Annotated in this window: 12 protein-coding genes; 6 read left to right on the forward strand and 6 right to left on the reverse strand. The window is 42.9% G+C overall.

The features are described 5' to 3' along the window. Window positions 1-183: 183 nt before the first annotated feature. The 5 genes from GD630_RS05470 to GD630_RS05490 all read left to right on the forward strand — a co-directional run bounded on the left by GD630_RS05470 (window position 184) and on the right by GD630_RS05490 (window position 7,006). Window positions 184-582 carry a hypothetical protein gene (locus tag GD630_RS05470; RefSeq protein WP_143869332.1) on the forward strand — a complete coding sequence of 133 codons (399 nt, stop codon included), beginning with the start codon at window positions 184-186 and terminating at the stop codon, window positions 580-582. A gap of 124 nt (window positions 583-706) precedes the next feature. Then, a complete protein-coding gene (locus tag GD630_RS05475) occupies window positions 707-2,929 on the forward strand; it encodes a TonB-dependent receptor (protein WP_143869330.1) in 2,223 nt (740 codons plus the stop codon). 72 nt (window positions 2,930-3,001) lie between these two features. Beyond that, window positions 3,002-3,325 carry a heavy-metal-associated domain-containing protein gene (locus GD630_RS05480; protein ID WP_143869328.1) on the forward strand — a complete coding sequence of 108 codons (324 nt, stop codon included), beginning with the start codon at window positions 3,002-3,004 and terminating at the stop codon, window positions 3,323-3,325. Between the two features lie 96 nt (window positions 3,326-3,421). Further along, window positions 3,422-5,632 (forward strand): heavy metal translocating P-type ATPase, encoded by a 2,211-nt coding sequence (locus GD630_RS05485; RefSeq protein WP_143869326.1) that lies wholly within the window; start codon window positions 3,422-3,424, stop codon window positions 5,630-5,632. A 156-nt stretch (window positions 5,633-5,788) separates the two neighbouring features. After that, window positions 5,789-7,006 (forward strand): IS256 family transposase, encoded by a 1,218-nt coding sequence (locus tag GD630_RS05490; RefSeq protein WP_431834204.1) that lies wholly within the window; start codon window positions 5,789-5,791, stop codon window positions 7,004-7,006. A 138-nt stretch (window positions 7,007-7,144) separates the two neighbouring features. Here the strand turns inward: GD630_RS05490 and GD630_RS05495 are convergent, their stop codons facing one another. Further along, complete coding sequence (locus GD630_RS05495; protein WP_143869262.1) at window positions 7,145-7,984, reverse strand: helix-turn-helix domain-containing protein; 840 nt, start codon at window positions 7,982-7,984, stop codon at window positions 7,145-7,147. Window positions 7,985-8,050: 66 nt separating this feature from the next. On the opposite strand from GD630_RS05495, the gene lipB reads away from it, so the two are divergent. After that, window positions 8,051-8,734, forward strand: a complete 684-nt coding sequence (gene lipB / locus GD630_RS05500; RefSeq protein ID WP_143869263.1) for a lipoyl(octanoyl) transferase LipB — start codon at window positions 8,051-8,053, stop codon at window positions 8,732-8,734. Here lipB and GD630_RS05505 read toward each other — a convergent pair. The 5 genes from GD630_RS05505 to GD630_RS05525 all read right to left on the reverse strand — a co-directional run bounded on the left by GD630_RS05505 (window position 8,691) and on the right by GD630_RS05525 (window position 13,587). After that, a complete protein-coding gene (locus GD630_RS05505; RefSeq protein ID WP_143869265.1) occupies window positions 8,691-9,608 on the reverse strand; it encodes a PorV/PorQ family protein in 918 nt (305 codons plus the stop codon). The genes lipB and GD630_RS05505 overlap by 44 nt on opposite strands. 14 nt (window positions 9,609-9,622) lie before the next feature. Continuing rightward, a complete protein-coding gene (locus tag GD630_RS05510) occupies window positions 9,623-10,393 on the reverse strand; it encodes an N-acetylmuramoyl-L-alanine amidase-like domain-containing protein (RefSeq protein WP_394368248.1) in 771 nt (256 codons plus the stop codon). A gap of 6 nt (window positions 10,394-10,399) precedes the next feature. After that, window positions 10,400-12,388 (reverse strand): OPT family oligopeptide transporter, encoded by a 1,989-nt coding sequence (locus tag GD630_RS05515; protein WP_007759912.1) that lies wholly within the window; start codon window positions 12,386-12,388, stop codon window positions 10,400-10,402. 104 nt (window positions 12,389-12,492) lie between these two features. Further along, window positions 12,493-12,888 carry a DUF1573 domain-containing protein gene (locus tag GD630_RS05520; protein ID WP_007759913.1) on the reverse strand — a complete coding sequence of 132 codons (396 nt, stop codon included), beginning with the start codon at window positions 12,886-12,888 and terminating at the stop codon, window positions 12,493-12,495. 99 nt (window positions 12,889-12,987) lie between these two features. After that, window positions 12,988-13,587 (reverse strand): DUF4923 family protein, encoded by a 600-nt coding sequence (locus GD630_RS05525; protein ID WP_143869267.1) that lies wholly within the window; start codon window positions 13,585-13,587, stop codon window positions 12,988-12,990.

Genomic DNA, 13,587 nt, shown 5'->3' on the forward strand with positions numbered 1-13,587 from the left:
AATCAACGAATTTATTCGGGGCAAAGATAGGTCTTATTGTTGAGTAAAAAGAGTTAATTGTGCTGATATGACTCTAAAATACCCAAATAATGACCGAGAGAATCTATTTGTAATGGGGATTGAATCTTAATAACGAAAACATATAGGAAAAGTCTGTTTTTATTTCTATCTTTGCCCCCTGAAATGAAAAGACTAGCCTACATATCCGTACTGTTTCTTTCTCTTCTGATTATCTATTCAGGAGGGGGAGTTTCTATTGTACATTATTGTTGTGCCCGTTGTGAAACGGTGCAGAGCTGTTGTGATACAGGCTGTCCGAAGTGTAAAAAGACTCATACTTGTGATTCAAAAAAAGGTTGTAACGATAAGGGTTGTACAGCTACTATCTATAAGCTTGATTTGATGAAACATACTACTGAACTGACAACATCAGCTTTAGTAGTCGATCTTTTGTGTGAGCATTTTTGCTATCTGTTGACTCCGACTTATGCGGATAAACCGGTAGAATATGATAGTCTGACCTCTCCGCCACCTCTCTGTTCGAGGCAGAAGCTGGCGCTATATTCCACTTATATTATTTAGCCACTATTTCTTTCTTATTTATTCCTTTGCTTTCTATCGAATATGGAAGTAAAGCGAAACTGAATGCAACTAAGTTGCATGAGAAATAAATTAATTTTGTATCTCGAAAGTAACTTTAGAAAGAATGAAATATATGATAATAGGACTGTTCCTGTTATTTGCCGGTAATCTATATGCGCAAGTACGGGGAACAGTGAAAGATAGTACTGGGGAGGCTATTCCGGGTGCAAATGTGTTCTGGATGAATACAGGGCAAGGAGTGACAACTAAGGAAGATGGTAGTTTTTCTATTGTAAAACCTTCCAAAAGCCACATGTTAATAATCAGTTTTATTGGTTTCCAGAATGATACCATTCATGTGAGCAGTAAAAATCAGCAGTTGGATATTGTGCTTCGTGATGGAGTGGAATTGAATGAGGTGAATATTGTCACTCGCAAACTGGGAACGATGAAATTACGCAGTAGCGTGATGAATGAAGATATGATAAGCAGTGCTGAATTGAGTAGAGCTGCTTGTTGTAATCTGGGTGAAAGTTTTGTGACCAATCCTTCGGTAGATGTGAGCTATTCTGATGCAGCAACAGGGGCCAAGCAGATTAAATTATTAGGACTGTCCGGCACTTATGTGCAGATGTTGACGGAAAACATTCCGAATTATCGTGGGGCAGCTTCTCCTTATGGACTAGGTTATGTTCCCGGTCCGTGGATGCAGAGTATACAAGTTTCCAAAGGAACGTCTTCAGTAAAGAATGGTTATGAAGCCATCACCGGACAGATTAACGTGGAATTTAAGAAACCGCAGTTGCCGGAAGCCGACTGGGTATCTGCCAATCTTTTTGCAAGCACTACCAATCGGTATGAAGCCAATGCAGATGCTACATTAAAGATTTCCAAACGATGGAGTACTTCTTTGCTGGCACATTATGAGAATGAGACTAAGGCGCATGATGGCAATGATGACGGATTTGTGGATATTCCTCAAGTAGAACAGTATAATGTGTGGAACCGATGGGCATATATGGGCGACCATTATGTTTTTCAGGCAGGTATCAAAGCTCTTTCCGAAACACGTACCAGCGGACAGGCCAATCATGGAGGGACAATGCACTCCGGTGATTTATATAAAGTGGGGATTGATACAGAACGTTATGAATTCTTCACCAAGAATGCTTACATATTTAATAAGGAGAAGAATACGAATCTGGCTTTGATTCTTTCCACCACTTTGCACAATCAGGATGCTACGTATGGACGCAAACTGTATAATGTGGATCAAACCAACGTTTATGCTTCGCTGATGTTTGAAACGGAATTTAATCCGCAGAACAGCTTTTCCGCAGGATTAAGCTTCAATTATGATGCTTACGACCAGCATTATCGTTTGGAGAATAATACGGATAATCCTCTCAAAGCTTTTGAAAAGGAAGCCGTTCCCGGTGCATACGTGCAATATACGTTGAACCTGAATGATAAATGGATGGTGATGGCGGGTTTGCGTGGAGACTACAGTAACGAACATGGTTTCTTTGTGACTCCGCGTGCACATCTTAAATACAATCCGAATGATTATGTGAACTTCCGTCTTTCTGCCGGAAAAGGGTATCGTACCAATCATGTGCTGGCAGAAAACAATTATCTGCTTTCCAGTAGTCGTAAGGTAGAAATTGCTAAGAATCTGGATATGGAAGAAGCATGGAATTACGGTGCCAGTGTATCTACTTATATTCCTATATTCGGCAAAACGCTGAATGTAAATGCAGAATACTATTACACAGATTTCTTGAAACAAGTAATAGTGGATATGGATAGCAACCCTCATGAAGTAGCTTTCTATAATTTGAATGGACGTTCTTACTCGCATGTATTCCAGGTGGAAGCAAGTTATCCTTTCTTCAAAGGATTCACTTTGACAGGAGCTTACCGACTCACGGATGCAAAAACGACTTACAAAGGAGTGCGAATGGAGAAACCTCTAACCAGCAAATACAAAGGCTTGCTCACTGCTTCTTACCAGACTCCGCTGGGGATTTGGCAGTTTGATGCAACACTGCAACTGAATGGTGGAGGTAGGATGCCTGCTCCTTATGAATTGGGAGATGGACAGTTGTCCTGGGAACGTCGATATGGTAGTTTTGAGCAGTTGAGCTTACAGGTGACACGTTACTTCCGCCGCTGGTCTATCTATGTAGGAGGCGAGAACCTGACCAATTTCAAACAAAAGAATCCGATTGTCGATGCGGCAAATCCTTGGGGAAGCAACTTTGATTCCACTATGATATGGGGACCGGTACACGGGGCAAAAGGATATATCGGAATACGTTTTAATTTAGCTAGGAATAGTGAGTAAAAACTAGGAATAGTGAGTAGCGAAACGATCACATAGAAAATAAAGAATACTAATTTTAAACTGATAGGAAAAATGAAAACAAAAAGATGGATGGTCACTTGCGTGGTGGCTCTTTTGAGTGTAGCAGCTGTATTGGCAAAAGATATTCGTGTAGTTGTATTCAAAGTGTCCCAGATGCATTGTGAGAAATGCGAAAAGAAAGTAAAAGATAATATGCGCTTTGAAAAAGGATTGAAGGATATTGTAACTGAAGTAAAAGCCAGGCTGGTAACTATCACGTATGATGCCGAGAAAACAAATGTAAAGAAGTTACAGGCAGGGTTTAATAAGTTTAAGTATGAAGCTGAATTTGTAAAAGAAACAAAGAAAGGTGATCAAAAGACTGATAAGAAGTAATTGAACAAATACCAGTGTTAGCTTGTTTCTATAAATAAACAATGGTTCTTTCCCGACTCCTTTTAAGGGGTCGGGAAAGGCATAAACTATAATTATATGGGTAACACAATAAAGAAGGCATTTCCTGTACTTAATATGCACTGTGCAGGATGTGCTAATAATGTAGAAAAAACAGTGAAAAAATTGCCGGGAGTTATCGAGGCTTCCGTTAATTTTGCTACCAATACGTTGACCGTTTCTTATGAGAAGGATCAGCTGACTCCCGGAGAAATCCGTGCGGCTGTGCTTGCGGCAGGTTATGATCTGATTGTGGAAGAAGCCCACAAGGAGGAACGCCGGGAAGAGGAGCAGCATAAGCGTTACACTCGTTTGAAGTGGAAAGTGATTGGGGCTTGGATTTTGGTAGTGCCGTTGCTGGTATTTTCCATGATACTGATGCATGTACCCTACTCTAATGAGATTCAGATGGTACTTGCTATCCCTGTCATGGTCTTTTTCGGAGGTGGTTTCTTTACCGGAGCTTGGAAACAGGCTAAACTGGGACGGAGCAATATGGATACACTGGTTGCACTTAGTACTTCCATTGCTTTTCTGTTCAGTCTGTTCAATACGTTCTTCCCCGAATTTTGGTATGCTCGTGGATTGGAACCGCACGTTTATTATGAGGCTTCTGCGGTGATTATCGCTTTCGTTCTTACCGGAAAATTGATGGAGGAACGTGCTAAAGGCAATACCTCGACTGCTATTCGCAAGTTGATGGGAATGCAGCCTAAAGTAGCCCGGGTTCTGCGCAATGGAGTGGAAGAGGAGATCTTGATCGAGAACCTCCAGATAGGTGATATGGTTGTTGTACGTCCGGGAGAACAGATACCGGTGGACGGTCAGCTTTCCGAAGGCGATTCCTATGTTGACGAAAGTATGATTAGTGGTGAACCGGTTCCGGTAGAAAAGAAGAAAGGCGATAAAGTCTTGGCAGGAACGATCAACCAGCGTGGCTCGTTCATCATATATGCCACACAGGTAGGCAGTGAAACGGTGCTTGCCCGCATCATTTCCATGGTGCAGGAAGCACAGGGTAGCAAAGCTCCCGTGCAACGTATCGTCGACCGCATTACCGGAATTTTCGTACCTGTCGTATTGGGGATTGCTATCCTGACATTTGTTTTATGGGTTGCCATCGGTGGCAGTGAATATATCTCTTATGGCATTCTGTCGGCTGTTTCTGTCCTTGTCATTGCTTGTCCATGTGCTTTGGGACTTGCTACGCCTACTGCATTGATGGTGGGAATAGGCAAAGCTGCCAGCCAGCATATTCTGATTAAAGACGCGGTAGCCTTGGAACAAATGCGTAAAGTGGATGTCGTTGTACTGGATAAAACCGGAACATTGACCGAAGGACACCCTACTGCTACCGGATGGTTATGGGCGCAATCGCAGGAACCTCATTTCAAAGATGTGCTTTTAGCTGCAGAAATGAAATCGGAACATCCGCTTGCCGGTGCTATCGTGTCTGCTCTTCAGAACGAGGAGAAGGTAAAACCCGCTGCATTGGACAGCTTCGAGAGTATTACGGGAAAAGGAATCAAGGTCTCTTATGAGGGACATACCTATTGGGTAGGTAGCCATAAGCTCCTAAAAGATTTCAGTGCGACAGTAAATGATGTGATGGCTGAAATGCTGGTTCGCTATGAATCGGATGGCAATGGTATCATCTACTTTGGACGTGAAAATGAATTATTGGCTATCATTGCTGTTTCTGACCCGATAAAGGCTACTTCTGCCGAAGCGGTAAAAGAACTGAAACGTCAAGGCATTGACATCTGTATGTTGACGGGTGACGGGCAGCGGACGGCATTAGCTGTTTCTTCCCGTTTAGGAATTGAACGTTTTGTCGCTGACGCTCTGCCGGATGATAAGGCCGAGTTTGTGCGTGAGCTTCAAATGCAGGGAAAGAAAGTCGCTATGGTAGGAGATGGTATCAACGATTCGCAGGCTCTGGCACTGGCTGACGTGAGCATTGCCATGGGGAAAGGAACTGATATTGCTATGGACGTGGCTATGGTAACTTTGATGACATCAGATTTATTGCTGCTTCCTAAAGCTTTTCAGTTGTCAAAGCAGACGGTCAAACTGATTCATCAGAATCTTTTCTGGGCGTTTATTTATAATCTGATCGGCATTCCTATTGCTGCCGGTATTTTGTTCCCATTGAACGGTTTGTTATTGAATCCGATGTTGGCAAGTGCTGCAATGGCCTTCTCCAGTGTGAGTGTAGTGCTCAATTCATTGAGCTTGGGAAGAAAATGAGTAAGCGACTGTACAAAGAAAACAAATTGTAAGTAAATAATAAACGGTGAATACTTTGCGGAGGCACTATAAAATATTTTGTGTAAATGTAAAATACGGGATTCAGTACGAGTTCCGTATTTTTTTATTTAATAGATTTGCAAAATGAAAAAGATTATGAAAGAGAATCATGTAGTGCCTGATGAGGTTTTAACCAAGGAGTTCCTCAGCCATTTCAAAACTGAGGCAGACGTAAGCAAGTTCCTAAAGCAGCTCCACGCCCAAGTGCTGGAGAAGATGCTTGAAGGTGAGATGGATGCTCATTTGGGTTATGAGAAACATTCTGTTTCCGGCAATAACAGTGGTAATTCCCGTAACGGCAGTTACCCCAAGAAAATCCAGACCGAGCACGGCGAGGCTGTCATACCCATCCCTCGTGACCGCAACGGTCAGTTTGAACCCATAGTAGTCCCCAAGCATGAAAGCCGTGGGCTTTCCATAGAAAAGCTTGTTATCTCCTTATATGCCAAAGGAATGAGTGTGTCCGATATAGAAGAAGAGATGCGCGAGATCTATGAGATAGAACTCTCCACCTCTGCCATCTCCATCATCACAAACAAAGTAAACCAGGCTGCTCAAGAATGGCAGAACCGTCCTTTGGACCCGGTCTATCTCATCGTTTGGATGGACGGTATTGTCTTCAAGGTCCGTGACAACGGGAAGATTATCAACAAGACTGTCTATCTCTGTGTCGGCCTGAAACAAAACGGCTTGAAGGAAGTTCTTGGCATGTGGGTGGGTAAATCAGAGAGTTCCGCCTTCTGGATGGGTGTTCTCACTGACTTGAAGGCCCGTGGGGTACAAGATATACTGATAACCTGTACCGATAACCTGAACGGATTTACGGACACTATACGTACCGTATTCCCTCAGTCATCAACTCAGATTTGTGTTGTACATCAGATAAGAAACTCATGTAAATATGTCGTTTACAAGGACAAAAAAGAGTTCACGGCAGATATGAAGAATATCTATAATGCGCCAAACAAGGAAGTTGCTGCCGCGGAGCTTGATAATCTGGAAAAGAAATGGGGAGGGAAGTACCCTTATGCCATTCTTTCATGGAGGAACAACTGGGATGATCTGACTGTTTTCTTTCAGTTCCCATTGGAAATCAGAAAAATAATCTATACCACAAATCTCATTGAAAATCTGAATGGAAAAATCAGAAAGTACACTAAATCAAAGCTTTCATTCCCGTCGGATGACGCAGTGAAGAAGATGGTATACCTTTCCTTGATGGAGATTGAGAAGAAATGGACAATGCCGATTACTAACTGGGGATTGATTATGAACCAGTTTATGCTTATTTTTGAAAACAGAATCCAGATATAAGAGAACTTATAACTGAATCCCGTTTACATTTACACAATATTATGGACACTGCCTTTGCGGATCATGCGCAATTTGTTCACCGTTCGTTTTTGGGGATTCGTTGTTTATAATTTTATCCTCTATTGCTCTTCGTAGGAATTATCTGTTCCTGAATTCCAATGGTGTCATTCCTACGTACCGCCTAAAATACTTACCAAAGAATGAGGCGCTGGGGAAGTTTAGTGAGTAAGCTATCTCTTGGATAGTCATATTAGTTCCTTTCAGTTTCGCTTTGGCGTCCATGACCACAATATACGCAATGGTATCCAGCACACTTTTGCCTGTCACTTGTTTTACGGTTGTACTTAGATGTTGAAGCGATATTCCTAGTTTATCTGCGTAGAATTGTGCACGACGTTCATCTTTATAATTCTCGGTGATGGCTTGAATCAATTCCCGGCAAATTTCCTTTTTGCGGTTCGAACTATTGTTTTCACCCGGAAATTTACGATATATCAATCGTATGCTTGTCAAGATAGTCTGAAGAGATAATTCAACCAATTCAGAATCCATTTCAAAGTTCTCATTACAACTGACACGCGATAATAGAGCAAAATAGTCTTTCAGATAACTGGCTACTTCTTCATTGAGAGGGATTACCGGCTGTTCTATCAGTTTTGGATATTCGTTACCGATGTTTTTCATCAGATTGATTCGTCCGGCACAATAGGCGGAAAAACCGGCAAAGCAGAGACATACTTTTTCTGTTTTCTCCCGAAATTGGATGATTGTTCCCGGTAATAATGTTATCAGGTCATTCGGACGGATTTCATAATCAAGCAGATTGATGGAGGCTTTCATCGAGCCTTCGGTGCAGATGGCAACAATACATGCCTGCAACCGACAGGATTGCTTATAGATATTGAGAATGTCTTCCGTAACATTCGTCCATGCTAATACTTCGGTAGGCAAGTCTACCTGTGGGAAGTCCATTTTCATAGTTGCGTTTGTTATATTTACAGTGCAAAAGTACATATTTTCTTTTTATTTCTTACCTTTGTTTTTATGAAAACAACTTTTATCGATTGGAATTTAATACCGTATGCCGAAGCGTGGCAACGGCAGGCGGAGTGGTTTGACGGTGTAGTTCGGGCAAAAGCTCAGAGTGAAGTCTATGAGAACCTCATTATTATGTGTGAGCATCCACACGTTTATACATTGGGGCGCAGTGGAAAAGAAAATAATATGTTGCTGAGTGATGGGCAGCTAAAGGCGATTGGCGCTACTCTTTATCACATAGATCGGGGAGGGGACATCACTTATCATGGTCCCGGACAGTTGGTGTGTTATCCGATATTGAATTTGGATGAATTTGCATTAGGACTAAAGGAATATGTTCATTTGTTGGAAGAAGCGGTGATACGTGTATGTGCATCTTATGACATTGAAGCGGGGAGGTTGGAGAAAGCTACAGGCGTATGGTTGGAAGGTGATACCCCTCGTGCCCGTAAGATTTGTGCGATAGGAGTAAGGAGCAGTCATTATGTTACAATGCACGGGTTGGCATTGAATGTAAATACGGATTTACGGTATTTCAGTTATATTCACCCTTGCGGGTTTATTGATAAAGGCGTCACTTCTCTTCGTCAGGAATTGAAACGTGAGATACCTATGGACGAAGTGAAGCAGCGCCTTGAAAATGAACTTAGAAAACTACTCCGAATCCCAGTTGCCAAGTCTGGTGCATAAGGCAATCCTTATCAGCCAGTGCATAAGAGAAATCGACGCGCATTGGCCAGAAATTAATTCCACAACCCAGCGTACCATAGTTGCCTATTCCTTTATCATTGTTTCCGAAATGGTATCCTGCGCGGACTACTCCATATTTCAGGAAGTTATATTCGGCTCCTATTCCTGCTTGCAAATGCCGGATTTCGGAAGGAAGAAGATAGTTGAAGTCAAGTGCTACTTGCAAACGATTCTCCATGCTGAATGGAAGGTCGACACTACCTCCCAATCCCAATCGTGCAGGCAATTTCTGACCATCCAGCTTTTTGCCCAAGTTGGCGGCTTGGAAACCAATAGACCAAGAAGCCATTCCATCCAGAAGATCCGTATTCCGATAATAGGTGGCACCAAAGTCAAGAGCGACACTGCTCTTGCTATCTGCTTCCTTTGCTACTTTTTCTTGCAGATATCTGAATGTCAATGACAGTGATAAGTTCTTGGCTACATTCCTGAAGTAGGCAGCTTCCAAATCCCATATACGGGGACGGTAATCCATTATTTTAGGATCCTTGAAGTGGCGGAATCCCAAAGCAAATCCATGAATACCTTCTCTTCCGATCCGATAGAAAAGAGATGCGCTGTGCAGCGCACAGTCCTTGTTGATATCAGCGTATGAATAACTAGCGCCCATTGCTTCCTGTGAGAAAGCGATTGTAGAGGCGTTATGAAAGATAGCTGTGCTACCGTTATCGGTGATAGCTAATCCTGTACCTGCCATACCTGCCGATTGGGCATCCGGAGTAAGTTCCAGAAAGTTGGCATTTGCCATTTCTTGTGCTCCCAGCAAAGCGGGGAATAAGCACGAGGCTAGAAGGAAATGTTTAACTCGTTTCATAATTCGTTATTTTTTTAGTGAGACATTCGGACAACACGTATACCTGTCCACGATTTATTATTGTTAAGCATATGATTGAGGGGATCATCACTGATAACTACTTTTCCCAGTGTAGAGGAAGCATGTAGCAGATGCAGTTTCCCTTTTATATATTGCGCTATCCCAACGTGAGCAATGTCCAGTCCGGGAAGTTTCGTTGTGATGGCGATAATATCTCCGTCCATAATCCAGGATAATCCATTCTCCGGTAATTCGCTTTTCGGCAGCCAATGTACGATTTTCCCGGATAATGCTTTCTCGTATTCGGTCATTCGGGCGATGTTTTCCGGAGAATTGGCTAGCTTTTTATATAGTTTTGGGTGAGCGGACATATAAGAGAGGTTTAATTGAAGAGTTTGTACACTGTTCTCTGCCGTCACATCCGTAAGGAATCCTTGACGGATACCATTCTCGATCCAATCGGAAGTGTAATGCAAACGGGAAGGATATCCGTCGATAATTCCATCTCTGTAGCGTATCTTTTGCAGGTTCTCAGTAAAAGAAGAGCCGAGAGCTTGAGCCAGTGTGTATTCTACAAAAGTGAGGCAATCCACTGCATCGGTCCGGATAACCAACTCTTCTTCTCCATCCCGGTCTAGCGTATTGGCCACATATTTGGTTCCCAAATAAGACTTTCCGATTTGCAGCATCGTTCGAGAGTCCTGCGGAGTGAGCTCCGCAGGCTGTTGTTGGGCAAAAGTCATTGCACTTATAAACGATACTATGACGGATAAAAGTCTCCTCATGTTTGCTTATTTAATTTTCATTGAGGCTTTGATGAAATAGAGAATCAGCAGGGCGTATGCTCCTAACGCCAACACTTCCGACCAAGTATTGTTCAGCCATGCTTCGTTCACCAAGTTGATTCCACCGAAGCGCATCGCGGCACTGATAACCCCCATTAACGCGCCACCGGCAATGAAACCGGAAGCCAGCAATGTTCCTTTTTCTCCTCTTTCCGTATTGATAGTCGAATCTTTGCTGCGGCTGGTCACAAACCAATTGACAGCTCCGCCTACAACCAACGGCACATTCAGTTCCAATGGAATAAACATACCTAGTGCGAAAGCTAATGCAGGAATCTTGCAAAGAGTCAGAATAATCGCTAAGACAGCACCGATGCCATATAATAACCAAGGTGCGCCTACACCACTCATCAACGGTTCGATAACAGCAGCCATCGCATTTGCCTGTGGAGCAGCTAATGCTCCGCTCGTAAATCCGTATGTCTTATTCAGGATAATCATTACACCGCCTACTGTTGCAGCCGATACAATTGTTCCCAAGAACTTCCAGGTCTCCTGTTTGGCAGGAGTACTTCCCAGCCAATAACCGATTTTCAAGTCGGTAATGAAACCTCCGGCCATTGAAAGCGCAGTACACACCACACCGCCCATCACTAATGCTGCAACCATGCCTGAAGGGCCTTTCAGTCCTACGGCTACCATCACTACAGAAGCCAGAATCAGTGTCATCAATGTCATACCCGATACGGGATTTGTACCGACAATTGCAATCGCATTGGCGGCTACCGTAGTGAACAGGAAAGAAATACCTGCAACTAGAAGAATCGCTACCAATGTGTGTAGCAGATTTCCTTGCATTACATCAAAGTAGAAGAACAGTACGATGAGTATCAAAGTGATGATAGAACCGATTGCAATAATCTTCATCGAGAGATCCCGTTGTGTACGGATAATGTTTTTCTCTACATTGCCTTTACCGCCCATCTCTTTGGCAGCCAGTCCAACTGCACTTTTAATGATTCCCCATGAACGGATGATACCAATGACACCTGCCATAGCAATACCGCCGATACCAATGCTTTTAGCGTAATATTTGAATATTTCTTCCGGACTCATCATCCCTACAGTAGATGTAATCTCCGGATTCCATGCATTCAGCACACTGTCTCCCCAAATAGCGGACATTCCCGGAATGATAATCCACCATACAGCCAATGAACCGGCGCAGATGATGGAAGCATATTTTAATCCGACTATATAACCTAATCCCAATACGGCAGCTCCGGTATTTACCTTGAATACCAGTTTGGCTTTTTCCGCCAGCATTTCTCCGGCACTGCACACACGGGTCGTAAAATTCTCATTCCACCAACCGAATGTGGCTACGATAAAGTCATATAATCCACCAATCATTCCCGCCATCAGCAAGGGTTTGGCTTGGCTTCCGCCTTTTTCTCCGGAGATCAATACCTGCGTGGTAGCTGTCGCTTCAGGGAAAGGGTATTTGCCATGCATATCACTTACGAAATATTTCCGGAAAGGAATCAGGAACAGGATTCCCAATACACCACCCAGCAGAGAACTGATGAACACCTGCATGAAGGTAACTGTCATCTCTGGATATTTTGCCTGAAGGATATAAAGAGCAGGAAGTGTGAAGATCGCTCCGGCCACAATCACTCCGGAACAAGCTCCGATAGACTGGATAATAACATTTTCTCCTAACGCATTTTTTCTTTTGGCAGCTCCGGAGACTCCTACAGCAATAATGGCGATAGGAATAGCCGCCTCGAATACTTGTCCTACCTTTAATCCCAGATAGGCTGCGGCGGCTGAGAAGAGGATTGCCATAGCAATACCCCATGCTACCGACCAGAAGTTAACTTCCGGATAATTTTTTGAGGGACTCATCAACGGGTTGTATACTTCCCCCGGTTTCAGTTCTCTAAACGCATTCTCGGGCAACCCGGTGAATTTGTCTTCTTCTTGTTTCATAGTTTTATAATTTGCTAATGTGTCAATTTACGTTTCCGTCTTCAAAGTAAACAAAAAAAAAGGAGAACCGAAAGATTCTCCTTTATGTAATAGCCTAAAATTTTTTATTTAGCGTCTTTTGCTACCATATCGCCCTCAATATACAATCTTACCATCTCTGTTTTGGCGTTGGTACGCAAAGTGATTGATTTCTTGAAATGTCCCGGATATTTGCCTGTTCCGTTATAAGTTACTTTGATTGTACCTTTTTTGCCCGGCATGATAGGTTCTTTCGTATATTCGGGTACAGTACATCCGCATGAAGCTACCGCCTGGTGGATTACCAAAGGAGCGTCACCGATATTAGTAAAGGTAAATGTACAACTAACTACCGGACTGTTTTCTGAGAACTTGCCGAAGTCGTGAGTTGTTTTGTCAAACTTAATATCTGCATTGGTTTGAGCAAATGCAAAACTTACCCCCATTACTAACAAAGTCATAAAAAAAAGTATCTTTTTCATTTTTCCTTCTCTTTTTTGATTACAAGTGCCAAAGGTAATGCTTTTTCCCTTAAAATATACTTTATAGAGTGCGAAATAGTATTAAACGGCTTGTATTTGCTATTTGGCAAGCTCGAATCCAAGCATCATCCCGTCATAGTTATCGGCCAGAGAGCTAACGGTTTTGAGTGCGGTACTGTTGCTTTTACTACCGATAAACGCCATTAGTTTTAGCAATTTATCCGAGTTGAATAACAATTCCAGTGAATTAGAGCTGCAATTCACTTTAGCGTGCAGGTTCAGCAATCGCAAATATTTCAAGTCCACTTGTTTGGTGGAAGCATTGTAGGAGTAAGTTCCTTTCAATGTTTTCTTTCCCACTGTGCTGGTGAAAGTACTGTCCGCATTGAACGTGAAACTCATTTGCCCGTCCTTAATGCCAATCTTGCTCAACTGCTCGTTCAACTTGTTTTCCGCCATTGTCGCTGCGGCTGCACCTCCTGCTTTCATCAGCAGATTATCCGATTCGAACTCGACGGCTGAGCTTTTGTAACTCCATGTTCCGGTCATGTCGATCGTCTCAGTGTTTCCTGTAATGGCGTTCACGACTTTTGAGATGTTGTCCTTATTCAATAAGTCCGCCCATGATTGTGCCCGGCTGTTAGTTGCCGTCAGCATAAATACTACCATCAAGGTAGCAGATAAAAAATTCTTTTTCAT

It is taken from the genome of Bacteroides zhangwenhongii, assembly GCF_009193325.2.
GTDB classification, from domain to species: Bacteria; Bacteroidota; Bacteroidia; order Bacteroidales; family Bacteroidaceae; genus Bacteroides; species Bacteroides zhangwenhongii.